This is a genomic window from Paenibacillus macerans, assembly GCF_900454495.1.
Classification (GTDB): Bacteria; Bacillota; Bacilli; order Paenibacillales; family Paenibacillaceae; genus Fontibacillus; species Fontibacillus macerans.
In genome coordinates this window covers 3,948,376-3,971,900 of sequence record NZ_UGSI01000001.1, presented here as the reverse complement: position 1 = coordinate 3,971,900, position 23,525 = coordinate 3,948,376, and the positions used below count along the sequence as shown (strand labels likewise).

Annotated in this window: 25 protein-coding genes and 1 pseudogene; 14 read left to right on the top strand and 12 right to left on the bottom strand. The window is 52.8% G+C overall.

All coding sequences use genetic code 11. From position 1 onward, the window contains the following. Positions 1-251 precede the first annotated feature (251 nt). Positions 252-458, bottom strand: coding sequence for a hypothetical protein (locus tag DYE26_RS17850; protein ID WP_036625944.1), 207 nt, complete (start codon positions 456-458; stop codon positions 252-254). Between the two features lie 137 nt (positions 459-595). Between DYE26_RS17850 and DYE26_RS17845 the strand changes: the two genes are divergently transcribed. Beyond that, positions 596-826, top strand: coding sequence for a helix-turn-helix domain-containing protein (locus DYE26_RS17845; RefSeq protein WP_036625942.1), 231 nt, complete (start codon positions 596-598; stop codon positions 824-826). A 213-nt stretch (positions 827-1,039) separates the two neighbouring features. On the opposite strand, the gene DYE26_RS17840 is transcribed toward DYE26_RS17845, so the two are convergent. Beyond that, the gene (locus DYE26_RS17840; RefSeq protein ID WP_036625940.1) at positions 1,040-1,366 is read right to left on the bottom strand and encodes an ArsR/SmtB family transcription factor; all 327 of its coding nucleotides are present in this window, start codon (positions 1,364-1,366) and stop codon (positions 1,040-1,042) included. Between the two features lie 201 nt (positions 1,367-1,567). Between DYE26_RS17840 and DYE26_RS17835 the strand changes: the two genes are divergently transcribed. After that, positions 1,568-1,903, top strand: coding sequence for an antibiotic biosynthesis monooxygenase (locus DYE26_RS17835; protein WP_036625938.1), 336 nt, complete (start codon positions 1,568-1,570; stop codon positions 1,901-1,903). 65 nt (positions 1,904-1,968) lie between these two features. Next, the gene (locus tag DYE26_RS17830; protein ID WP_036625937.1) at positions 1,969-2,733 is read left to right on the top strand and encodes an exodeoxyribonuclease III; all 765 of its coding nucleotides are present in this window, start codon (positions 1,969-1,971) and stop codon (positions 2,731-2,733) included. A 501-nt stretch (positions 2,734-3,234) separates the two neighbouring features. Here DYE26_RS17830 and DYE26_RS17825 read toward each other — a convergent pair. Beyond that, positions 3,235-4,764 carry an MFS transporter gene (locus DYE26_RS17825; RefSeq protein ID WP_115311243.1) on the bottom strand — a complete coding sequence of 510 codons (1,530 nt, stop codon included), beginning with the start codon at positions 4,762-4,764 and terminating at the stop codon, positions 3,235-3,237. A 293-nt stretch (positions 4,765-5,057) separates the two neighbouring features. After that, entirely contained in the window at positions 5,058-5,279 is a 222-nt protein-coding gene (locus DYE26_RS17820; RefSeq protein ID WP_051985694.1) for a PhzF family phenazine biosynthesis protein, read from the bottom strand. 179 nt (positions 5,280-5,458) lie between these two features. Here DYE26_RS17820 and DYE26_RS17815 point away from each other — a divergent pair, with 179 nt between their 5' ends. The 3 genes from DYE26_RS17815 (at position 5,459) to DYE26_RS17805 (ending at position 8,065) form a co-directional block, all read left to right on the top strand. Then, positions 5,459-5,911 carry a flavodoxin gene (locus DYE26_RS17815; RefSeq protein WP_036625936.1) on the top strand — a complete coding sequence of 151 codons (453 nt, stop codon included), beginning with the start codon at positions 5,459-5,461 and terminating at the stop codon, positions 5,909-5,911. Positions 5,912-5,926: 15 nt separating this feature from the next. Then, positions 5,927-6,571 (top strand): hypothetical protein, encoded by a 645-nt coding sequence (locus DYE26_RS17810; RefSeq protein WP_124333569.1) that lies wholly within the window; start codon positions 5,927-5,929, stop codon positions 6,569-6,571. 84 nt (positions 6,572-6,655) lie between these two features. Next, positions 6,656-8,065 (top strand): deoxyguanosinetriphosphate triphosphohydrolase family protein, encoded by a 1,410-nt coding sequence (locus tag DYE26_RS17805; RefSeq protein ID WP_036625935.1) that lies wholly within the window; start codon positions 6,656-6,658, stop codon positions 8,063-8,065. Positions 8,066-8,070: 5 nt separating this feature from the next. Here the strand turns inward: DYE26_RS17805 and DYE26_RS17800 are convergent, their stop codons facing one another. From DYE26_RS17800 to DYE26_RS17790, 3 genes are all read right to left on the bottom strand, one after another. Beyond that, entirely contained in the window at positions 8,071-9,231 is a 1,161-nt protein-coding gene (locus DYE26_RS17800) for an ABC transporter substrate-binding protein (RefSeq protein ID WP_036625934.1), read from the bottom strand. Between the two features lie 72 nt (positions 9,232-9,303). After that, on the bottom strand, positions 9,304-10,089 hold the full coding sequence (locus DYE26_RS17795) for an ABC transporter ATP-binding protein (RefSeq protein ID WP_036625933.1): 786 nt from the start codon (positions 10,087-10,089) through the stop codon (positions 9,304-9,306). Next, positions 10,086-11,096 carry a FecCD family ABC transporter permease gene (locus DYE26_RS17790; protein WP_051985692.1) on the bottom strand — a complete coding sequence of 337 codons (1,011 nt, stop codon included), beginning with the start codon at positions 11,094-11,096 and terminating at the stop codon, positions 10,086-10,088. Before DYE26_RS17790 ends, DYE26_RS17795 begins: the two co-directional genes overlap by 4 nt. A gap of 191 nt (positions 11,097-11,287) precedes the next feature. On the opposite strand from DYE26_RS17790, the gene DYE26_RS17785 reads away from it, so the two are divergent. The 5 genes from DYE26_RS17785 to DYE26_RS17760 all read left to right on the top strand — a co-directional run bounded on the left by DYE26_RS17785 (position 11,288) and on the right by DYE26_RS17760 (position 16,010). After that, positions 11,288-11,971 (top strand): GTP-binding protein, encoded by a 684-nt coding sequence (locus DYE26_RS17785; RefSeq protein ID WP_036625932.1) that lies wholly within the window; start codon positions 11,288-11,290, stop codon positions 11,969-11,971. Positions 11,972-11,980: 9 nt separating this feature from the next. Continuing rightward, on the top strand, positions 11,981-12,991 hold the full coding sequence (locus DYE26_RS17780; protein ID WP_036628780.1) for an ATP-binding cassette domain-containing protein: 1,011 nt from the start codon (positions 11,981-11,983) through the stop codon (positions 12,989-12,991). Positions 12,992-13,033: 42 nt separating this feature from the next. Further along, positions 13,034-13,792, top strand: coding sequence for a DUF364 domain-containing protein (locus DYE26_RS17775; protein ID WP_036625931.1), 759 nt, complete (start codon positions 13,034-13,036; stop codon positions 13,790-13,792). Between the two features lie 14 nt (positions 13,793-13,806). Then, positions 13,807-14,529, top strand: a complete 723-nt coding sequence (locus DYE26_RS17770; RefSeq protein ID WP_051985691.1) for a class I SAM-dependent methyltransferase — start codon at positions 13,807-13,809, stop codon at positions 14,527-14,529. Positions 14,530-15,095: 566 nt separating this feature from the next. Next, complete coding sequence (locus tag DYE26_RS17760) at positions 15,096-16,010, top strand: transposase (protein ID WP_115311242.1); 915 nt, start codon at positions 15,096-15,098, stop codon at positions 16,008-16,010. A 463-nt stretch (positions 16,011-16,473) separates the two neighbouring features. On the opposite strand, the gene DYE26_RS17755 is transcribed toward DYE26_RS17760, so the two are convergent. Then, positions 16,474-17,043, bottom strand: coding sequence for a thymidine kinase (locus DYE26_RS17755; RefSeq protein WP_036625929.1), 570 nt, complete (start codon positions 17,041-17,043; stop codon positions 16,474-16,476). A gap of 462 nt (positions 17,044-17,505) precedes the next feature. Here DYE26_RS17755 and DYE26_RS17750 point away from each other — a divergent pair, with 462 nt between their 5' ends. From DYE26_RS17750 to DYE26_RS17740, 3 genes and pseudogenes are all read left to right on the top strand, one after another. Further along, positions 17,506-18,594, top strand: a complete 1,089-nt coding sequence (locus DYE26_RS17750; RefSeq protein ID WP_036625928.1) for a DUF3626 domain-containing protein — start codon at positions 17,506-17,508, stop codon at positions 18,592-18,594. Between the two features lie 39 nt (positions 18,595-18,633). Beyond that, a complete protein-coding gene (locus DYE26_RS33515) occupies positions 18,634-18,795 on the top strand; it encodes a hypothetical protein (RefSeq protein WP_172531704.1) in 162 nt (53 codons plus the stop codon). Between the two features lie 57 nt (positions 18,796-18,852). Next, positions 18,853-20,042 (top strand): annotated as a pseudogene (locus tag DYE26_RS17740) (IS3 family transposase). A 104-nt stretch (positions 20,043-20,146) separates the two neighbouring features. Here the strand turns inward: DYE26_RS17740 and DYE26_RS17735 are convergent. The 4 genes from DYE26_RS17735 to DYE26_RS17720 form a co-directional block, all read right to left on the bottom strand. Then, on the bottom strand, positions 20,147-21,439 hold the full coding sequence (locus tag DYE26_RS17735) for an MFS transporter (RefSeq protein ID WP_036625927.1): 1,293 nt from the start codon (positions 21,437-21,439) through the stop codon (positions 20,147-20,149). Between the two features lie 124 nt (positions 21,440-21,563). Beyond that, positions 21,564-22,028 (bottom strand): MarR family winged helix-turn-helix transcriptional regulator, encoded by a 465-nt coding sequence (locus DYE26_RS17730; RefSeq protein ID WP_051985689.1) that lies wholly within the window; start codon positions 22,026-22,028, stop codon positions 21,564-21,566. 96 nt (positions 22,029-22,124) lie between these two features. Beyond that, positions 22,125-22,673 (bottom strand): glutathione peroxidase, encoded by a 549-nt coding sequence (locus DYE26_RS17725; protein WP_036625926.1) that lies wholly within the window; start codon positions 22,671-22,673, stop codon positions 22,125-22,127. Positions 22,674-22,835: 162 nt separating this feature from the next. Beyond that, on the bottom strand, positions 22,836-23,393 hold the full coding sequence (locus DYE26_RS17720; RefSeq protein ID WP_036625925.1) for a 5' nucleotidase, NT5C type: 558 nt from the start codon (positions 23,391-23,393) through the stop codon (positions 22,836-22,838). Between the last annotated feature and the right edge of the window lie 132 nt (positions 23,394-23,525).

The following is a 23,525-nucleotide window of genomic DNA, read 5'->3' as shown; positions in this document are numbered from 1 at the left end:
CCTTGACAAAGCAATGGAGCGTTGAAATAATGGTGTAAAGAACCATTAAAGGGTGGTAAATATGAAGAAAAGCCGCTATCTCGATTATGTAAAATTCGACAACTTAATCGTACCAATTCTGTTTATGGATTCCGACGATTATATCAAGTTAGTCGGAGAGTCGGCAGCGGGCCGAGTGGAAATTATCCATAAGCAGAAGCAGCGCCGAGCATAAGAAAAGAGGGACCGCCCCCACGGCCCCCCTCTCTTGCCTAGCTTTTCTTGCGTTGCATCTTGCTGTACGACTCGTAGGCTCGTTGCTCTTCGGTAGTCAATTTAAAAGCTTCGATGATTGCGGCTTCTTCTTTTCGGAACATCTCCCGCGTGATACGCCCCGTTGCCATTCGATCCCGGGCAACTCGTAGGAGATGCTCTTTTTTTTGAAGCTTTCTAAAAGCTTCATACACCAGTTTATCCATCTTGTTCTCACCTCCTTTCGATACTTTAATTATATACGAATATCGTTATATTATCAACGAATATCGTAAATAATGTACGATATTCGTTGATATATTTATGATTAACGGATATAATATGATCAAAGGAGATGATGACATTGCTTCGTTTGAAATTGGATAAACTGTTGTTTGATCGACGATTGAATGCGAACCAACTGTCAAAGTTGACAGGGATTCGTTATCCGACAATTTTGGATATGGAGGCAAATAAGTCAAAAGCCTGGTCGCCTGAAAACTTGAATAGAATTATGATCGCACTGGATTTAGACAGCGTTGAAGAGCTAATCGAATATGTAAAAGAAGAAAGCACAAATAGCCCCGGAAATTAAGTCCGTGGCTATTCTTGTTTTATCCGCTTCGGATACCTAAAAACAATCGTAATTTTTGCCAAAAATCTTGAGAAGTTTTGTCAAAAATTTTGCGCGGCTACACCTATAACCCTTCTTTTCTGATGATCTTTCTGCTGCCCCAGACCCGCGCATTCCCGGACACAAAAAAGAGCCCCCGCGGTCCGGCGGGGAAGCTTGCATGGGGCCGTATTATTATTGTTTGCGGATTCCTTTCAGCAAGGAGATCGATTCCACCAAGTGGTTATCGAAAATTTGCCGGGCGACCGCGAGCAAATCCTTGATCAGCGGATCGCGCAGCGAATAAATCACCGTCGTGCCTTCCTTGACCGTGTTGACCAGATTTTTGGCGCGCAAAACGGCTAATTGCTGCGACACGGCGGAGCCCTCCGAGCCGAGGATCGTTTGCAATTCATTGACGTTCCGTTCGCCTTCGCTCAGCACCTCCAAAATACGGATTCGCATCGGATGGGCGAGAGCTTTGAAAAATTCGGCTTTAAACTGCTGCAGGTTCACGTCCATCGAAATAAACTCCTTAAATTTTGAATATTCATATCTCTGAATCTTTGCATATTTATTATGATAGCATAGGAATTCATTTTGACAATGGGCAATGTTGAAGCGTTTGTGAACTGGAGCGGAACATGGTATATTTAATTGAGAATCATTATCATTAAGTGGGACCATTTAATAGATTTTCCAATATAGAAGGAGGCGGTTAATTTGTTCGTGATGACAAGAACGATAGTCGTTGAGAAAGGGAACAGCGATAAAGTGGTGGAGCGTTTCAGCAAGGAAGGGCCGATGGACCAAATGGACGGCCTGGTCGATATCAGCGTCATGGTCAACCGGAAAAGCCGGGAGGAGCATGAAGAGGTGGTGGTCGTGATCCGCTGGGAGTCCGAAGAGGCTTGGAAAAACTGGGAGAAAAGCGACGCGCATATTCAGGGGCACCGGAACAGCAAAGGCCAGCAGCCGCCGGCCTATATTGTCAGCACGACGGTGAACCTTTATGACACCCAGGTGGTGAAGAAAGGAAAGGCGTTTTTGAACGGTTAATGGTAGACTGAAGATAGAAGGTTTAATAGAGTTGCTATAACAGTTTATACATCAAGGAGATGGGTATGAAACTTGTATCGTGGAACGTCAACGGTTTGAGAGCCTGCGTGAATAAAGGGTTTTTGGACTATTTTAACGAGGCGGACGCGGATATTTTCTGCCTTCAGGAGACGAAGCTGCAAGATGGGCAGATCGAGCTTGATCTCGGCGGCGATTACGAACAGTATTGGAACTACGCGGAGAAAAAAGGGTACTCCGGCACCGCCGTGTTCACGCGGATCAAGCCGCTGTCGGTGCGTTACGGCATGGAGGAGGATTACGAGCCGGAGGGGCGGATCATTACGCTGGAATTTGAGGGCTTTTATCTCGTTACGGTGTATACGCCGAATGCGAAAAGGGATCTTTCCCGCCTCGGGTACCGGGTGGAGTGGGAGGACCGGTTCCGCGCATACCTGAAGCGGCTTGACGCGGTCAAGCCGGTCATCGTTTGCGGCGACATGAACGTGGCTCATAAGGAAATCGACATCAAAAACGCGAAGTCGAACGAAGGCAACTCCGGTTTTACCCCCGAAGAACGCGGCAAAATGACCGACCTGCTGGCGGCGGGATTTACGGACACGTTCCGTTATTTTTATCCCGACCGCGAAGGGGTGTACAGCTGGTGGTCGTACATGCCGAAGGTGCGCGAGCGCAACATCGGCTGGCGGATCGACTATTTCCTGGCATCTTCACGGCTGGAACCGCATTTGGTGGGCGCCGGCATCGACTGCCACATCATGGGCAGCGACCATTGCCCGGTAACGCTGGAAGTGTCGGAGATAACGAAGTAGTCGGGGGTTAGCAAGCCGGGCTTGTTGGCTTCCTTTGCGGACCAACTGCAAAAGCGCATTTAATTTTCCGCTAATCCCCCTCTCCAAGGCCACTCGCATGCAAAAGTGCAGTTGATTCGAGCCCATTTTATAAAAATTTGTTTTTTGAGCTAAAATGGACTGCACTTTTGCATTTGATCCACCCAATTCGGGAGGGTTCGACGAAAATCGCATGCACTTTTGCATTTCGTGGGGTCCTGGAGCTCACTTCGCCTCCACTTTGGGCTCTCTCACCGCCTCCACTTCGCATTTCACATTGCCAATCGCATTACTACTCTTTACTACAATGACACTACTGTCCTCACATTACTATCTTCAAACTGCCTCTTACACAGTTACCCCGTATTCCTGCCCTTGCACTATTGCCTTCGGATGGCTGCCCTTACATGGCCGCCGCGAACTGCACCTTTCCTGCACCTTCTCGCATTATATCGCTATCCCTGTTGATATCAGCTTTCCCTCTTAAGGCCGTGCCTCCAAAACCGGCTCCGCTGCAGCGGCGGCCGATTCCGGTTCTTTTTTCGATAGAACTTCTTTCTTCAAGAACCAGCAGATAAAATAGGCGGCGATGACAAATCCGAGCGAAATCGTAAAAATGTTCTGAAAAGCGCCGGCAAACACGGTCTGTACTTTGACCAGCAGGTCGGGAGCTAATCCCTGGGGAATTCCCCCGGTGGCGATATGGCTTGCCGTGCCGGCCGGGAGTTGGTCGGCCAGCCCGGAAACCCCGTCCGAGATATGGCGGGCGAGCAGGCTGCCGAAAACGCTAAGGCCGATCGTGGCCCCAAGCGATTGGAACAGCTGCACCGTCCCGAGGGCCACGCCGCTGTGCTCCTTGTCGACCGATTCCTGCACGATCAGATTGTCGCCGCCAAACAATGCGCCGAGCCCCAAACCGAGGATGAAAAACGTAACGACCACGTACAGCACGGTGGTGTCAATGCCGATTCTCGACAGCAGGAAAAATCCGATGATCGGCAGCGTGAAGCAGACGATAAACAAGGAGCGGTAAGGCACCTTGGTGATCAGGAACCCGTTGACGATACTGGAAGGAACCGCGCCGGCCATAAAAGCCATCATCAGATAACCGGCCGCCGTCGGGGTCAATCCCATCACATTTTGCGCAAAAAACGGGAATGCCGAGGTTCCGCCCATCACACCAAGCATCAAAATAAAGACGATCAGCGACAAAACGACGATATTGCGGTTCCGGAACAGATGCAGCGGTATGATCGGTTCTTTCACCCTTGATTCGATGCAGATGAGCAGCGCGATCAACAGCCCGGACATTACGAGCAGACCCATAATGACCGGCGACGACCACGACAAACCTTGATTGTCGATCAGCACCGGAGCGAGCAGCAGCGACAGCAGGGCAAGTACAAGCGTAACTGCGCCCGCCCAATCGATTTTTTTGCTTTCGGTTCCCCGGGACTCGCGCATGCCGATGGAAAGTACTGCCGCCGCGAGCAAACCGACGGGAATGTTGATCAAAAATACCCAGTGCCAGTTAACGTGCCCCACCAAATACCCGCCGACCGTCGGCCCGAGCAGTTGGGGCAGGATCATCAGCGGCCCGATCAGGCTCTGGATTTTGGCCCGCTGCTCCAGCGGGTATGCGTCGCCGATAATGACGAGCGCGATCGGCATCAGTCCGCCGGCGCCGATGCCCTGGATGCCGCGGCCCAGCAGCAGCACGGCCATCGAAGGGGCGATCCCGCTGACGATCGATCCGAGAATGAACAGTCCCATACAGCTGAGATAGACGCGCTTGCGTCCGTATAAGTCGGCCAATTTGCCGAGAATGGGCATAAACAGCGTGACCGCAAGCATGTATACGCCGGCCACCCAGCCGTAGAGCGACAGTCCGTGCAGCTCGCGGATAATGGTTGGCATCGCCGTCGAGACGACGGTTTCGTCCAACTCGGCGAAGATCAAGCCGATGAGCAGGCCGAGCAGGACGAGGCTTCTGTTGTTTTTCACTAATGTCATTTTCAACTTTCTCTCCATTCCTTAGTTCTTTGTGCAGTTATCGTAGTACGGATTTTTAAACTGAATTTAAACGGCAAATCAAACAGCGAGTCAAACGGCGCCAAGCCGGGCAGGGGGGCTCAAAGCGGTCCCTTGTCTCGGTCGCTTCTTATCATAGTAAAATTCGGGTATCCTCCAAAGGTCCCCGGGAATGAAATAAAACTCGGTCTCGGGAATGAGATCGAGTTGATGAAAATTGGGGGAGAGCGCGGATACTTCAACGACGCATAGGACTGAGCGATGGAGAAATCGATTTAGATATTTACTTTTTTGAGTTCGGTGTTTGCCGCCGTACCGCCAACTTGAATTTTTTCGATTTCCCGATTCATATTGACGGTCAATTTAGCTTTGATCTCCGAGGGGCGGTTCATCGTATAACCCTGTTTAAAAATCAAATCCCCTGCCCAATTGTCCGGAAGCTTTCCGTTCTTATACAAGTAACATGCCGGCGCTCCGTTGGAGACTTCGATTTCCAAATGGACTCCTCATTTCTTTAGAAGTGGTGACGGCAACATAAGTAATGCTTCTACCCGTGCTACTTGATATTCTCCTAACGGTCAACGTAAGGCAGCAATAGATCGCTTATCAATTGACAATGATAATCATTATCAATTATACTTCGTAATATCAAGCCATAGAATTAAGGAGGATAGGCATGAGCAAAATCATCATCGTTTATGCCAGTTTGACCGGCAACACGGAGGAGATGGCCGAGCTGATCGCCGAAGGGGTTCGCAGCGCCGGAGCGGCGGCGGATTTGAAAATGGTGGAGGACTGCAGCGCCGTTCAGTTGCTGGAATATGACGGCTATATGCTCGGGGCATATACTTGGGGAGACGGGGAACTGCCGGATGAGTTTGAGGATTTCGTGGACGAAATGAAGGAGTTGGACCTTCGGGGGAGCACCGCGGCGGTATTCGGCAGCGGCGATACGAGCTATCGGCTGTACTGCGGAGCCGTGGATCTGCTGGAGGAGAAGCTGAAGGAATGGGGCGCGGTTATCCCTCAGGAAAGCCTGAAGGTGGAGTATGGTCCAAGTCAAGAGGAGAAGGCGTTGTGCCGGGAATTTGGCGCCAATTTCGCCAAAAGCCTGAGCGCCGTTACCTAAGCCATGGCCCGCTGCGTGTTGGATTATGAGCTGGAGGAGTGGCTGCGGTCGCAAAAGGCGCCGGGTTGTCCCGAATGCCCCAAATTAACTTGGCAGAATCGCGTTCAATACGCCGTAAGTTACGCGATCAACGACTATTATACGCTGGAACCCGCAGTTCGCTTACATACGCCGATTCAGGTGCTCCTCAATCGGCGTTGGCCGCGGAACAAGGACGATTTTCCCGATCCGCTGCATTATTGGAAAGTATACAACGACATCGTAGGGCAACTGATCCGGATCTCGGAGCCGGATATTTACGAGCATCCAATAGCGTTATACGAAAAATGGGATACCCAGGTTGCCGAGCTTGATTTGCATTTATCCGTCATTTTTCAAACCGTCTGGCAGCGGTCAAAGGACCAAAAACCGTGGATCACCGTACAGAAGTTTTTGGTGGAGGACCACCCGGAACTCGTCAAAGCGTTTACGCACATGGCCAACGTATTTTGGAACAGCGCTTTTGGCGGGCCGCCGGATCAAATCGAAATATTCGCTCTGCTGGACGACCGCAAATATACGATTACGAAGGAGAGGCTGGATTTGAACCAATCGCTCGACTACGTGTATTTGCTGGCGGAAACGGCCGGGGAGCGGCCTTTTTTTGCCGCCCAAGCATAAATTATTTCCGAATGGACTTTAAGTTCCGTACTTCCGCGGCTACAATAACATCAAGCGAAAAAGAGATTTAAGGAGTGCGAGAACATGAACATCCAGGAGTTAAGAGAACACCGGCAGTACCCGGATAATATCGGACAAGAAACAAGCCGCGCGACGTTTGAACGCGATTATTCGCGGCTGATTCATTCCCCGACCTTCCGCCGGCTTCAAGGCAAATCCCAAGTGTTCGGCGCGGGCACGGGCGATTATTACCGCACGCGGCTGACGCATTCGCTGGAGGTGGCGCAGATCGCCCGGGAAGCGGCGCGCGCGCTGCTGCGGGCGTACCCGGAGGTGGCTGCGGACAAGGCGGAGCATCCGGGGCTGATCATCGATCCCGAGGTGGTGGAGTGCGCCGCGATTTGCCACGATTTCGGGCATCCGCCGTTTGGTCATAAGGGAGAAGAGGTGCTGGACGGCATCCTTGAGAAACTGGTGGAGGATAAAGTGAAGCAGGCGCTGGGGGAACGGAACGCCGCTCCCGAAGAGGAGCAGCATACGCGGGAGGCGATGCGGCGAAAATATGAGCATTTTGAAGGCAATGCCCACAATTTCCGGCTGATGATGTTTTTGGAGAAACGCGAAAATATCGACGGCCTGAATTTATCCGACGCCGTTCTGCTCGGTACGAACAAATATCCTTACCCCGGCACCGTGAACAAAAAAGGGCTGTACCTGCATGAGTGGGAGTACATTTCCTACATCCGGGACCGCTGGGGGATTCCCGAAGGCAAAAAGACGTTTGAAGCGCAGTTGATGGACCTATGCGACGACATCGCCTATTCGGCCCACGATTTGGAGGACGGCATCAAGGCCGGCAAAATCGAAGTGCACGAGCATTTTCTGAAAGATTCGCATATCGAGCGGCTGATTGTGGAAAAAATCATGACCCTTGACGACTTTTTCTGGGCCGGCTGGACGCCGGACAACATTTTGATCAAGGTGAAGGAAGTGCTCAGTTCGTTCCTGACGATCTGGAATACGAAGATGCCGGTCTGCGATCACGATTATTCCCGGACGCGCCGAGAGGTCAAGGCCTATTGGGTCAGCCTGTTCGTGGGCAGCCTCGGCGTGATCGACGACGGAAACTGGAAAAAGGTGACGTTCGTCAAGGAGGGCCGGGAAGACGAAGACATGCTGCGTACGGTGAGCGTGCTGAAAAGCTTCGCCTGGGTGACGATGATTCGCGATCTGCGGGTACAGCGTCTCCAGAAACGCAGCGCCTGGGTCATCAAACGGCTGTGGGACGCCTTCGTCGATCCGCAGACGTCCAAGTCGATCATCCCAGGCGACTGGCTGCGCCGATTTGACCGGGATCAGCAAAAGACGCGGCCAATCTGGACCTGGGAGCATATGATCATCGATTATATCGCCGGGATGACGGACGCTTACGCGGAGAAAATCTACAATGAGCTTTACGGGCTAAAGGTCGGCACGATTTACGATATGGATTAACGCATTTAGGATTTTACCGCATTTTGCGTCAACGCTTTGTATTGCTCATCCGTCAAATCGCCGCTGTGGTAGAACAGCTTGTAGAAACGGTTCACTTCGGCCCGGAGATCGTATTTGAAAACATCCGGATACAGTGTTTGGGATAACCAGATCATCCCGATATAACGGTTAACGGAAGGCGGAGAGCCCATCCAGCTGTACGGCGCTCCGGGCACCTCAAAGTAATTGCCGTCACGAATCGCCTTCATTTGCTTCCACGTCCCGTCGGAGGCCACACTGCCGTAAATACTCAGCGGAGCGAAGAAAATCACGTCGGGGTCCCATTGGACAATTTGTTCCAGCGAAACTTCATTGCCGCTGCCTTTGCTGGACGGGTTGTCCAGGACGGCCACATTGTCCCCGAGCAGATCGAGAATTTCGGCGTGAAAAGAACCCTTGGAAATGATATTGGTACCGGTGTCGCCTAAACTATACAGCACTTTCACTTTATGATCGCCGATCTTTTCCATCGTTTTCACGGTGTTGGTATAAACCTCGTCGCAATAATCCGCCAGGACTTTGGCTTCATCCGGCATGCCGAGCACCTCGCCCAGCGTGTTGTAGCTGCCGGCCATCGTTTTAAGCGTTGCCTCCACGAAAATCACCGGAATGCCAAGCTGTTCCTGAAGGGCGTCGAGATCTTCCGCGATGCCGTCCTTTTTCTCGCCGATATCGATGATCAGCTGCGGCTTGGCGGCGGCCAGCGCCTCCATGTTCAAATCGCCCGAACCGTAAAATTGGCCGAATACGGGCAATTGCAAATACTTGTCAGCGAGGTAAGCGCCGGCTTCGTCGCTCCATTTGCCGGACAAGCCCACGAGCTTATCCGGGGCCAGGGAGAAAAGCACGATTTGCGCCAGTGAACCCGAAGGGGCGATCCGCTCGATATTTTTCGGAATTTCCACCTCTCGTCCCGCCGAATCGGTGAACACTACGGTTTCCGTACCATCCGGCGACGGATTCGCATCTTGCCCGCCTACCGCCGATTCCGCAGCGCCGGGCGCGGCCTGTGCCGGGGCGGCCGGCGGCGATGGCTGCTCCCCTGCGGACCCGCAGGCAGCCAGCAACATAACTGTTGCCAACAACGCAATTGAGATTTTCGATAAACTAAACCATTTTCTTTTCAAGCGAAACACCATCCTCTCTCAAACCATTTTTCAAATTTCCAAAACGAACGATATCCCGCTTTCGCCTGGGCTTTATGTATCGGAAATCGCAAACCGGGGGACGCAAACGGAGATTTTCCCGTCATACAGGCGGGCCAGGTTAATGTCCACGCCGTAAAGCGAATGGAGCCTTTCTTCGTCCAGCACGCCGCGCGGGGGACCAAAGGCGGTCACCCGTCCCTCTTGCAGCGTCATCACCGTATCGGCAAACAGCAGGGCCTGATCGGGGTTATGGGTGGACTGAACCACCGTGTAACCCGCTTGCGTCAACTGCTTAACTTTGCTTAACACCCGCAGTTGATTGCCGTAATCTAGATTGGCCGTAGGCTCATCCATCAGCAGGATGCGGGCCTGCTGCGCCAAAGCTCTCGCGATCAGCACGAGCTGCCGTTCTCCGCCGCTTAGCTCCATGAACGCTCTGCCGCCCAGCCGGGAGATCCCCACTTGCTCCAGGGCTTGCTCCGCGATCAGCCGTTCTTGTTTGCCGGGGACGGAAAATACCGAAAAACTGGCCGACGTTCCCATCAGCACCATATCCATCACCGAATAGTTAAAGACAGGGGCGTGGGATTGGGGGACAAAGGCGATATGACGGGCCAGTTCACGCGGCGGCAGGGTTCGGGCGTTTTTGCCGTCGATGACGATTTCCCCGGTATAACCGGGAAGCAAGCCAAGGATGCAGCGGAATAACGTGCTTTTGCCCACACCGTTGGGCCCGAGCAGGCATAAGAGGCTGCTCCCCTGTTGGGTGAAAGTGACATTGTCCAGCACCCGCTCCTTTTTATAGGAGAAGCAAAGCCGTTCCACGCAAAGACTCAAGCGGAATCACCCGCCTTCAGAATCAGGCTGATGAAGAACGGAGCGCCGATAATCGCGGTAAGGATGCCGATCGGTACTTCGCTAGTCCACAAATTGCGGGAAAAGTTGTCCACGATCAGGAGAAACACCGCTCCGGCCAGCATGGAGGCGGGCAGCAGGCGCTGATAGTTGTTGCCGACCAGGAAGCGGGTGAGGTGCGGAATCACGAGGCCGACCCAGCCGATCATGCCGCTGACCGCCACGCTGGAGGCTGTAAGGAGCGTGGCGCATACGATGACGGCAAGCCGGACAGCTCCAGCATTAACGCCCATCGTGCGGGCCTCGGCATCCCCCAGGGTCAGCACATTGACGCGCCAGCGCAGCAGCAACAGCGGCACCAGTCCCAAAGCCATGGGAATGACAATGAAGAGGACCTCCTCTTTTTTCGTGCCCGCAAGACTCCCCATAAGCCAGTATGTAATAGCCGGAAGCTGTTCGTTGGGGTCCGCCACCATCTTAATAAAGGAGGTGCAGGCGGAAAACAGCGAGCCAACCATGATGCCGGATAAAATCAGGCCAAGCACCTGCCTGCTCTTCGTCCTTCTGCTTATGGCAAGCACAAGAAGCACGCAAAGGATGCTGAACATAAACGCGCTAATTGTAATCTCCCGCTTGCCGCCTCCGAGCAGAATAGCCAGCGCCGCTCCGAAAGCGGCCCCAGCCGAGGCGCCAAGCACGTCCGGAGCGGCCATCGGGTTTTGAAAGATCCCTTGATAGGCGGCTCCCGCCGCGGCAAGGCAGCAGCCGACGAGGCAGGCCAGGATGATGCGCGGAAGTCTGACATTGTAAAATATCGCTTGCTGCTGTGCATCGACGTTGCCCTCAGCGGGATGAACCGCCGCTAATATCAGCTTCAGCACCTCGCCGGGCGTAATCGGATATCGGCCCAGGTTCAAGGAAATCAGGATGATGATGAGCAGCAGCAACACCAGCGCCGGCAGCGTCCATCGATATCGTAAACTATTCAATCGTTTTCCCCACCTCCGTTAACGCTCATTTTTGTCGCTCATTGTAGCAATCGGCTGCATAAGTTGTCAATTGAAAATTATAATTAGATATAAATAAATATATTTAGTTATAATTAGTGATAAATGATACTGCCGATTCGCTGTTTTTTTCAGTAAATTTAAAAATAATAAATTTTTGCGGAGGATGAAGCATGAAGTTGGTTACTGTGGCGGGCCCGCCTTCATCGGGGAAAACATCCGTGATCTTGCAGTTGGCCGAAAGTCTGCGGGAGCAGCAGCAAACGCTCGGCGTCATTAAATTCGACTGTCTTACTACCTTCGACCAGCTTCGGTACAAGGAAGCGGGACTGCCCGTACAGGTAGGGTACTCCGGCAAAGTTTGCCCCGATCATTTTTTCGTCAGCAACATCGAGGACGGCGTGGAGTGGGGGAGAGGAAGCGGGCTAGATGTGCTGATTACGGAGAGCGCCGGTTTGTGCAATCGCTGTTCCCCTTATATCCGCGGCGTTTTGGCGGTTTGCGTCATCGACTGTTTGTCGGGCGTGCAGACACCGCGCAAAATCGGCATGCTCAAACTGGCGGATGTGATCGTGATCACGAAGGGAGACATCGTCTCGCAGGCGGAGCGCGAAGTGTTCCGTTTCAATGTTCGCCAGGTGAACGGCCGGGCCGCGATTCTGTTTGTCAACGGGATTACCGGCCAGGGCGCTTTTATGCTTGGCAAGCACGTAGCCAAGGCTGCCGAAACAACGACGTTAAGGGACGCGCGGCTGCGGTTTACGACCCCGGCCTCGGTATGCTCTTACTGTACGGGAGAAATGCGCATTGGCGAGAGCTACCAGATGGGTATGATGAAAAAAATGGAGTTCAGGTGATGGTTGATGATGATGAAATTTCAACGGCTGATCGAAACAAGCCCAATCGCTGAAATTGTGGAGCTGTATCCCATTGCGCGCGATTTTTTGCTTAATTTCGGCCTGGATGACCTGCCTTGGGAACGGACGCTGCTCGCAGCGTTGGAACAGGTGAATGAGGAACGCCTGCTGGAGTTTGGCTGCACTCGTGCGGAAGCCCCGTTTCAGTTTGCCGCTTTTTTGGAGACGATGCTGGAGAGCGAAACGCTTGAAAATGAAATCCGTTCGATTACGCTGCTTGGGGGCCGGGATAAAAGCGGCAATCCCGAGCAAATCAGCCTGACGATCCGCACCGGGGAGATCATCGGTATCGTAGGGCCTACGGGCTCGGGCAAAAGCCGGCTGCTTGCCGACATCGAATGCGTTGCCCAGGGCGATACGCCTACGCGGAGGCGAATTCTGGTCAATGACAGGCCGCTGGAGGACGAGGAGCGGTTTGGGATGGAGGGGAAGCTGGTGGCCCAGCTTTCGCAGAATATGAACTTTGTGGTAGACCTTAGTGTCGGGGAGTTCCTGGACATGCACGCCCAAAGCCGCCTATGCGCGGACAAAGAAGCGGTGATTCAGCAGTGCTTCGACTGCGCCAACCGGCTGGCGGGAGAGAAGTTTGGCCTGAACACGAAGGTAACCCAGCTTTCCGGCGGCCAATCGCGCGCTTTGATGATTGCCGATACGGCTTATATGAGCGCTTCGCCGATCGTTTTGATCGATGAGATCGAGAACGCCGGCATTGACCGGAAACAGGCGGTGAATCTGCTGGCCAGCAAGGATAAAATCGTGCTGATCTCCACCCATGATCCGCTGCTGGCGCTTAGCGCGGACAAACGGATCGTGATCCGGGGCGGCGGCATCCATAAAGTGATCGAAAAGACGGCTGAAGAGCGGGAGAGCCAGGTTCGGATCGAAGCGCTTGACGAGGCGCTGATGGAGGTGCGCCGCCGGCTGCGCCAGGGAGAGCTGATTATCGCCCCGGCACTTTAAGTGGGGATTGAACTACCTCTTTAGTTGAGGGGAGAGATGAATATGTGGGAATTATACGACGCGTTAATTGAAGGGATTGACGATTCCTGCACGGTGGAGGATTTGGTGTGCGGGCCCGGCACGGCCTTCGTACGCAGCAATTTGGGCTGCGGCTTTAGCGGAGTGCCGGCGGGAAGGACTAGACCGACCGTTCTTAGACAGAAAAATCCGGGCATGAAGCTGCGGGATCTTGCCGCATGCGTGAAGTCGTGGAATCTGCAGGAAGCCGGCGTCGGCCAGGCGGCGATCAACGCCTATTACAATGCCTTGCCCGTCGCCAAGGCCAATGGCGTTCCCGTTTCCGACGCCCGTTTTACGGAGGACCGGATATATGATCCGTTCATTTCCTACCAAGCGGCCATCCGGGACAAAAAAGTGGCGGTGGTGGGGCATTTTCATTATCTGGATCAGCTGTTCCGGCCGGTGTGCGACCTGTCGGTTCTCGAATTCGAGCCGAAGGAGGGCGATTTTCCGTATACCGCCGCCGAATATATTTTGCCGGAGGCCGAATTTGTTGTCATCACCAGCGCCGCGCTGACCAATAAAGCAATGCCGCGGCTTTTGGGGTTGTCACGGGGGGCCAAGGTAGTCATCGTCGGTCCCTCGACGCCTATGGCGCCGGTGCTTGAGCAGTTTGGCGTCTCCGATCTGTCCGGGATCACGATCAAGGACGGCGAGCGGGCCCGGCGTATCTGCTGCGGCCAGGAAAGCGGCAAAATTTACGCCTCGGCTCAGAAAACCAGCCTGAGGTTTCAATCATGAATAGGGGGATAACGATGCAGTTTACTTGGAATGCGAATACGGTCGGCTGGTTTAAGGCGGCCAGCGCCTACACCGGATTTCACGAAAAGCTGGCGGAGCGGCTGCGCCCCGTCATTGCGGGCAGCGAAACTTTGTTTGATATCGGCTGCGGCCTCGGGCTCCTGTCGCAGCAATGGCGTGACAGCGTGGGCAAAATCGTGTGCGTGGATATCAACGAAGCCGCCTTGGCTTCGCTGACCGAAGATATAGCCGCCAAGCAAATCGGCAATATCGAAGTGCGGCTTAACGATGCCTTTGACAGCGAGCCATGGTGCGACGTCATCTTGCTGTCCTATTTCGGCAGCCTGTCGGCCGAACGCTTTTTGCCGTATTGCCGCAAGCTGATTGTAATTGCCGATTGGGATGAAGGCAGCAACTTGACGGGACGAAGCGGGGCCGGGGCGGGCCGGGTGCGGCTCACGGCGGGCAAGCTTGAGGAGCGTCTAAGCGAAAGTGGAGTCCGCTATTCCCTGAAAGAGACGGCGCTGGAATTTGGCCAGCCTTTTGTATCCCGCGAGGACGCGGCCGACTTCTACGGGCAGCACGGTTCGCGTTTCCCTGCGGGAGCGGAAGCGTTCCTGAATCGGATCGTCCCCGTAAACCGGCCGCCCTACCGGTTTTATCTGCCTTATCTAAAAAGGATGGGGGTATTCGTGATTGAGGGGGAGCGATCAACGCAAAAAGCCGGGGATAACTAACCCTCGCCTTTTTTACCTTTTAGAATTCGCTGAATCTGAGGCGGACAGTGTCTTCCCGGCTTTTTGGGCTACTTCGTTGATCAAGAGCATAGGAGATCCCTTGTAAAACGTGCCGGTGGCATGATCTCTAAATCGGGCAAGCAACTCGACCGCTTTGCTGCTATTTCGTTTAAACAAGGAAGCATGGAAGCGTCAACGATGAAGAGGGCGTCACGATCCGGCAGGGTCAGTGTATCTACCTTTTGCACCGTAGCCGTTTCGAGCCGTGTCACAAATCGACGCCAGGTGAGGGGGCTGTTTAAAGGGACTGTCTAAAGGGTTCGTGTCTTGGTGTTCCTGCCTGCTGCCTGCCTTTGCACGATTATCCCTTTCGTTCATGGAGCAGGGGGTGGGGCTAAAGCAAGTCATGGGTTCCAAAAAAAGAGAAGAAAAAACAAACAAAAAAGATAAGGAAAAAAATGAGGCGGTTCAGGTGAGATTTTCGGCTTGATAAGGGAACGCATGTTTGGTATAATGAAATAAATGGAACTTACGTTCGTATATTCTTTATTCGGGGGCGAGTAAACATGGAGATCAATACGGGAACGGAACATCAGCCATTCAGCAGCCGTTTTAACAGCGAGCAGGACTGCATGGAAGCGCTAATCGCGATGAAGTGGCCAAACGGCTTTGTCTGCCCGCGCTGCGCTCACACCCGGTGCAGCCGTCTGACCTCCCGGCATATCCCTTTGTTCGAGTGCGGGAAATGCAAGCATCAAACATCGCCTTTGGTCGGCACGATTTTTGAAGGAACGCATCTCCCCCTGGTGAAGTGGTTTCACGCTCTGGAGTTGTTCCTGCTCCCTGACGGCATCTCGGCGCTGCGGCTGAGCAAGGTGATCCGGGTCACCTACAAGACCGCCTGGTCAATGCTGCACAAAATACGTCATTCCGTAGGGGAGTTCGATGCCCGGGAGCTGCTCTCTGGAGACGTGAAGGTGAACAGCGATCAGTATGGGCGTAATCCGTCCCAGTGTCAGCTTTCGCATCCGTACGCCTCGGCGGTCGTGGCCGGCTGCACGGTCAAGGATTCGGGCGAGCCGGAGCAGGTCAAAATCCGCCTGGTGCCAAATAAGCGGGGAGGCGAAAAGAGGGCAAACCGTCACGATCTAACCGCGTTTATTAGCGGGCATGTGGATGTCCGTACATCGGCGGTACAGTTGTTCCCTCAGGCCTTTCGGCTGTATGCGCCCTTGCGGAAAGTGGTGAGAGAGGCGTGGGAATCGCTGAAGAGTACGTATGGAGCCTTGGGACTGAAACATCTGCAGGCGTACCTGAACGAATACACCGGACGCCGCCGGTTGCGCCTGCCCGGAGGACTGCCCGGAGCGGAAGAAACGATGCGGCAGAAGTTGCTGCAGATGTGTGTGGCGATTCCGGCGATCCCTTACCGCAAGCTGATCGCGCGCCAACCCAATCAGCCCCTTGCGGCTGCGGCCTGATCGTGGACCTGGAACGGAAGGGTTAGCTTAATGCGGATCAATTTGATTGATGTGGGTTAGCATGAAGAGTGCGAGCGTTGCTCCAGATGGAAGGGTTCAGGCTACAGCAAAATCACGGTCTTTTCGTTTCCCGCGCGTCTTGTCCTTAACCCCTGTCTTGATCTCCCGTCCGGTCTGTTTCACCTCCCCTAAACCTGGTTCCTTTTCCTAAGCCCGTCTAAATTATCTCAAACCTATCTGCTTCTCCACCAAATAATTTCTTCTCCCGAGCTTGCCTGTTTCTCTGCTACCTGATCAAACGGGATAATCGTGCAAAGCGCACGGACAGCGAATGTTGATCTGCCGTAGAAGCTCGTCACTCTCGCTTAACCAAACGAAGCAGTGTTTTTCTATTTTGCAAGCTGCCTATGGGACACCAGAGCCGTTATTTTCGAAAAACAGAGGTTTGCAAAATCCCCTACAATTACAACGGCGGATTTGCGTGGCATTTGCGGCAGACCGGATAATACGATTCATTGCCGCCGATTTGGATCTGCTCGCCCGTGTAGACGGGTTTGCCGTTTTCCACCCGCAGGTTCATCGTCGCCTTGCGCGCGCAGAACCAGCAAATCGTCTTCATTTCTTCGATTTTGTCGGCGTAGATGAGCAGTAGCCGGCTTCCTTCAAAGAGCTGGTTTTGGAAGTCGTTTTTCAGCCCGAACGCCATCACCGGGATATCCAGCTCGTCGACGATCCGGACCAATTGCTTAATGCTGCCCTCGCTCAGGAACTGGCATTCGTCCACCAGCACGCAGTACAGCTTGGGGATATGGGTTCGGACGATTTCGAAAATATCGGTATCCTCGTAGATTGGGATGGCTTCCCGGCGCAAGCCGATCCGCGACGAGACGAAACCGACCTCATCGCGGTTGTCGATGCCTGAAGTGAAAATAAGCACGGGTTTGTTCTGTTCTTCGTAATTGTGGGCAACCTTCAAAATTTCAATCGATTTGCCGCTGTTCATTGCCCCGTATTTGAAAAATAACTGTGCCAATCCAAGACGTCCCTTTCTCTAATCATAATCGTCAAACATAATTATTCTATCATACAACAGCCCATCGCATAGATAAAGGAACCATGAATTACAGTATTATTTGCGATCATCGCCGCCTGCACAAATGCCCGGATCAACGGATGAACGATGCTTTTAAACGCCGAGCGTTCGGGCGGAAGGTATGGGTGGTTTCACTAACTGAACAGGTGAGTGGAGTAATGAATAGTTTGAAGGCTTCCGGAATGGCGGCATGCGCTTTAACTTGCGGATCATAATCTCGATCAATCCAATACGAATCATTCCTGTATCGCCCCTTTGCATCACATTGATTTTTCAATAAGATACCAAACTATTTTAATTGGCTGGCGATAATATCACATCGTCTCCCAAAGATTGGGCATATACTAATTTAAATTAATGGTTTGTAGAAGAGTTCAACGAGGAAAGAGCAGGTATCTGTCTATGAATTTAACCCATTCGCAAAGATTGGCCTTAGAGCATGTTACGGATTACGCGGTAAAATACAAGGAGGAGGCTCGGCAAGAGATTCGGGAGATTTTGCAAATGGCGAATATTGCTTCCGGCACTTGCGAGGCGGCCATAGATAAACTGAAGGCCCACACGCGGATCGCCATGCATTTTCATCCGGACAGACCGGACCCGATGATGCGCAGCGTTGCGGAGGCGATGCTTCAGCAGGGTTTGTACAAAAGCCAGTTCGAAACGCTGCTTTCCAGCGGCAGCGTGACGGCCTACCCCGGCGGGGCGCGGGATCAATGGGAGCAACGGCTGTTCGGAGGCGCCTATCCGTCGGAAAGCACCGTGCCAGGCGAACGGCCCAAATACGGCGCCCTGAACCTGATGCTGCATCCGGACGGGCCGGCGCCGCGGTTCGGGTCGTGTTATTTCCTGCTGGCGCCGGAAGTTACCCGCCGGGCTACCTTTACTTATATGGATTCCCACGATGACCCGAGGGAAAAAGGGACGTTGGCGGAGTTCGATATGATTTTGGCGGCTCTGCTGAAGGAGATTTTTCTGAGGGATTCCGCGCTTGGCGAAAAGGACCTGACACCGCGGAAATTTTTCGAGCATTTGCTGGCCCGGTTGGATCAGCCGTTTCCCGACCCGGCGGGGAGGGAGCTTCAGCGCAACTTGAACCATTATATCGAAGCCCAGGTACACGGCGACATTTCATTGGAAAAAGACGTCGAGGCGCTGGTGGCCGACCCTTCGTTCAAAAATGCCCCGGTGGGAGAAACGCTGGAACAACTGTGCCGCCGGTATTCGATTAAGCTATATTGGCATCAAGGCTTTGCGCTTCCGGTAGAGGAGGTGCCCAGCGATTTTCGGGGACCGGCGATGCCTTCCCTGGCAAGGCGTATTGCAGGACAAGGGCTCGTGGATGTCCGCATGGTCGGCGAGGCGGCCATGGATTTAAAGCGCGATCCTGCGGCTTGGAGCGACCGCGGCACTTATGCCGAAGTACTGCAGGAGCTTAAGCTCATGTGGCATGTGCTGGTGAAGTATGGGAAACCGGTTAAACTCCCTTGAATGGTCAAGGGAGTTAGTTTATTTGGGAGTAGGCGTACCTTGTCTACGGAAATAGCGGTAAAAAAGGGCACTATTTTTGCTAAAGCAGGGTGCTTATTCAAAATAGAGGAACTTTTTACCTTTATTATTGGAAAATGGGGGCAGTTTGGGGTTCTACCCAAGGTTTTTATCAAAATAAGACCAAAAATAGAGCTAGAATAAAAAGTGGACACCTCGTTAAGAGAAAAAGATAATGGAACTATCTGAGGAGGTGTTCACATGGGTGAACAACGGAAACGATATAACGAAGAATTTAAGAGACAAACGGTAAAATATCTCCAAGAACAGACAAAGTCGGTGGAGGACGTAGCCTTGGAGCTAGATATCCCAGCAAAGACATTGCATTCCTGGAAGGCGAAATACCGTGAGTTTAAGAACGAACCCATCACAAACGTCGAACGCGTTCGGGAACTCGAACAACTCTTGAAAGACAAAGAGCGTGAACTCCGCGAAAGCCAGCAGCGTATCGCCGATGTGGAAGAGGAACTGGCCATCGTAAAAAAAGCAGTGCACATCTTCAGCAAACCAAAGAAGTAAGGTTTCAGTTTATTGAAGATCACCGCTCCGAGTTTTCTTTGGAGAAGATGTGCCAGGTTTTTAGAGTTTCCCGGAGCGGCTACTACAAATGGCGAAACAAAAAGCCGAGTGAGCGAGCATTGCGTAAGTTACACCTGCTGAAAAGGATTACTTATCACTTCAACGATTCCGAGCAGCGTTACGGGGCCCCTAAAATCACGTACTTGCTGAATCAGGAAGGCGAGAACGTAACGGAGAGGACGATTGGTTTATACATGCGGGAGCTCGGCTTTCGCGCCTGTGTCGCACGTAAATACAAAGTGCAAACTACCGATTCTAACCATGACTTACCGATTGCTCCCAATATCCTTAACCAGCAGTTTCAAGTGAACAAACCCAATAAGGTTTGGGTTACCGACATTACGTACATTCCTTGTAGAGAAGGTCGGCTGTACCTTGCCAGCGTTATGGACCTATGCACCCGTGAGATCGTGGGCTGGCGTTTGAATGACCGAATGACAACCGATCTTGTTCTGGACGCTCTGAAGGATGCCTATGTGGCCAAAAGGCCTAAAAAAGGGCTCATTCATCATTCGGATCGAGGGAGCCAATATGCGTCCCACGAGTACAGAGAACAACTCAAAATTTACAAAATGACAGCCAGCATGAGCCGCAAAGGCAACTGCTACGACAATGCTTGTATTGAATCCTTTCACAGCATCCTCAAGAAGGAGTTGATTTACTGCAAGCGATTTAAGACCAAGCAGCAAGCCTATGACGAGATCTACCGTTACATTGAATTCTTCTACAACCGAAAACGGATCCATGGTTCACTCGGCTATTTGTCACCGGTTCGCTTTGCTGCGCAATTTAATAAGAGAAAAGTTGCTTAAAAGGGTGTCCACTTTCTTGACAGAGGTCCAAAATTACCGCTATCGCTAGGTAGTGGCTACCACCGCAAACTCACTTACTCTATAGAAGTTTTTCTTACGGCGGGTTAAGCCGCCGCCCGGGCGCCGCCGCGTTTGTTTTTGCGGATTTGCACCGCCATCACCGAGGCGACGAAACATAAGAAGCCGGCGATGACGAAAGCCTGCGAGTAGCTGCCGAGCCAGTCGCGCAGGGCGCCTGCGCCGAAAGCCGCCGCCGAAGCGCCGAGCTGGTGGGCGACGACGACCCAGCCGAAAATCATCCCGGATTTCTCTTTCCCGAACGCTTCGCCCGCAAGTTTGACGGTTGGCGGAACGGTCGCGATCCAGTCCAGGCCGTAAAAAACGGAGAAGACCACAAGCATGTAAGGCGAGGCGCTATTGAGGGCAAAGGGCAGGAACAGCAGGGACAATCCCCGCAGCCCGTAATAGCAGAACAGCAGCTTGCGGCTGTCGAAGCGGTCGGACAACCAGCCGGAAATCGTGGTGCCGAACAAATCGAACACCCCCATCATGGCAAGCAGTCCAGCGGCCGCTACCTCCAATATTCCGTGATCCCCGCAGGCGGCGATCAGATGCGTGCCGATGAGTCCGTTCGTGGACAAGCCGCAAAAAAAGAACGTGCCGGCAAGCAGCCAAAACGTCGCGTTCCCCATGGCCAACCGTAAATTTTGCAGCGGCGCGAGAAAAATATTCCCGCGAAAAGGGGCCGGCTTCACCAGTTCGCTTGAACCATACGGTGCGGCGCCCACGTCATACGGATGATTCCGCATCCACACGGCCACGGCCGCAAGCACGATTACGATGCTGGCTACGGCGGTATAAACGGCGTATCTCCAGCCGAAGTCGGACGTCAATTTGGCGAACAGCGGCAGAAACAGCAGTTGCCCGGTAGCGGCGCTGGCCGTCAGCAGGCCGACGACAAGCCCTTTGCGCTTCACGAACCACTGATTGCTGACCGTCACGCCCAGCACATTGGCCATCATGCCTGTCGCCAGCCCGGAGACAAGCCCCCACAGCAGCTCGAATTGCCATAAGGAGCGGATAAAAGGAGTCACGGCCAGGCTAAGTCCCAAAACGGCAAGTGAACATACGATGACTTTGCGGAAGCCGAATTTCAGCAGCAGTGCAGCCGAGAAAGGGCCGACCAGCCCGTAAAGAAAAATACCTACCGAAATGACGCTGGAAATGCTGCCGCGGCTCCAGCCGAATTCATGTTCGAACGGAACGAGCAAAACGCTGGGCAGCGAGCGGATGCCCGCCGATACGAGCAAAGTGGCAAAGGTCAGCAGGACGATAATCCATCCGTAATAAACCTTTGATTTGAGTTTGATGCGGTCTTGTTCTTTTGTTTCGCTCATCGTATGGTTCTCCCTCTTGTTGTATTTTGTTTGTACATACAAATTAAATAAACAGAAAACCCCAGTTTGGCTTTTTCCGCAAAAAACCGACTCTTCGGCAGGCAATGCCTTATAAACTCATTGTTTACCGTTCAATCAGTTCGCTTGCGGATTCCTGCTGCCGGGTCAGCCATTCGGCCAACTCTTTGCCGAGTATAGCCTCATAAGATGCTTTCAGCTTTTTGGAAGCTTCGAGGAGCGAATCCTTCATGGCTATGCCTTTTTCCGTCGGATACACAAGAACGGTTTTTCCCTGAACCTTGCGCTCCACCAACTGCTTTCCCGCAAGCTTGTCGATAAAACGGGTCAGCGTAGAGGGAGTAATGTACAGCTTCTCGGAAAGCTCCTTTTGGGTGATGCCGGGATTGGCGATGACGAGCCGGACCAGATAACCGTAGGCCGGGGTCAAGCCCGTCGTGGCAAACGCATCGTCGGCGAGGCGCGTTATCGCCCGGCTTAAACGGTTGGTGGTGAAGTACATACAGGTATGTAAAAACGTTCCGTCTTGTTCAGTGACTGGTTCTGGGACGGCGCTTGGTTCCTTCGGCATGGGGGTTCCTCCTTTTCTGGGCGCTGCTGCAAACCTATTTTGTATGTACAACAAAAATAAAGGAGGCGGGCGATTTTGTCAAGAGAGCAGCCGAAATTATCCGATAAGCCGCTCAAGGAAAGGGTGGATGTCTTCCGGCTGCACCGTGGGTTCGAATCTTTGCAGCACTTGACCGTCACGGCCGATCAGAAACTTTGAGAAATTCCACTTCACTCCGTTGCCGGCATAAATGTCCGGATATTTTTGCTGCAAAAAATCGCTCATCCATCGGCCGTCCGCGCTGTCCGGAGCAAATCCTTGAAAAGGCGCCTGCTCCGTTAAATATTGAAAAAGCGGGTGCGCCGCCTCGCCGCGGACGTCGATTTTCTCAAACAAGGGGAATGTTACACCGAACTCCCGCCGGCACGTTTCCCGCACTTCGCCGTTGTTCCCGGGTTCTTTGCCGTTGAACTGGTTGCAGGGGAATCCGAGAATTTCGAAGCCCTGATCCCGCCAGGTTTCGTAAAGCTTCTGCAGGCCGGCGAATTGGCGCGAGAAGCTGCATTTGCTGGCCAGGTTGACGATCAGGAGAATCTTTCCGCGATAAGCGGATAAATCAATTAGCGTTCCGTCGATCAACGCGGCTTGAAAGTCGTAAACGGACATTTTGGCGTGCCTCCTTTATTTCCGGCTTAATTCCCGGCGTTGCGAGCTTTTTACGCTCCCGCTGCATTCAGCATACCGCCAAAACCCGAAGAAGAGAAATATTTGATTGTTATATGCTTAATAGGAAATCGATATAAAAGAAGCAAGGCCGAAAGGTCATTTTCAAGAACCTTCGGCCAGCAGGCGGTTGACCAGCTTGCTCATGCCATCCCAGGAATCCTTCATCAGGAAGAGGTCCTGAATCGGCGTATTCCAGGGGCGGGGAATGCCGATCGTTAATTTGCCGGCTTCCTTGGCGGGGAGCAGATTATGCGGTCCGTCATCGATCAGCAGGTCGAAATTGACCAGGGATTTGCGTCTGGCGATAAAAAAGTTCTCATACGGAATAAAGGGCATATGGCGCTGCAGCCAGTTCCATTTTTCCGGAACCGCGGACGGCCTGGCGGCCGTGACGATAATCACGTCATGCTCGGAGGCGATTTTCCGCACTTCTTCAACCGTATGCTCGTCAAAAATTTCAAGTTCCTCGTACAAACCCGGCCGTCCGAAAAAAATGTCCTCATTGCAATCGGGATGCCAGATTTTCGTCATGTCAAAGCTGGTCATCTTCTCCATGGTCAGCGGCCGGTCAGGGTACTGCAAATTATGATAGTGTATCGCTTTGGGCACGAGATGGCAGATCGTATCGTCCATATCGATAGCTACAATTTTTTTGCGCATGGTTTAATCTCCTGATTATGTATTATGTTTTCTTTATCCAACAGTAGCGGTGCAGGTCCATAATAAAATGAAAAAGTATGAATTAATCGTAACATAAGCCGCCATTTTTTATCTATAATTGAATCAGTTCGA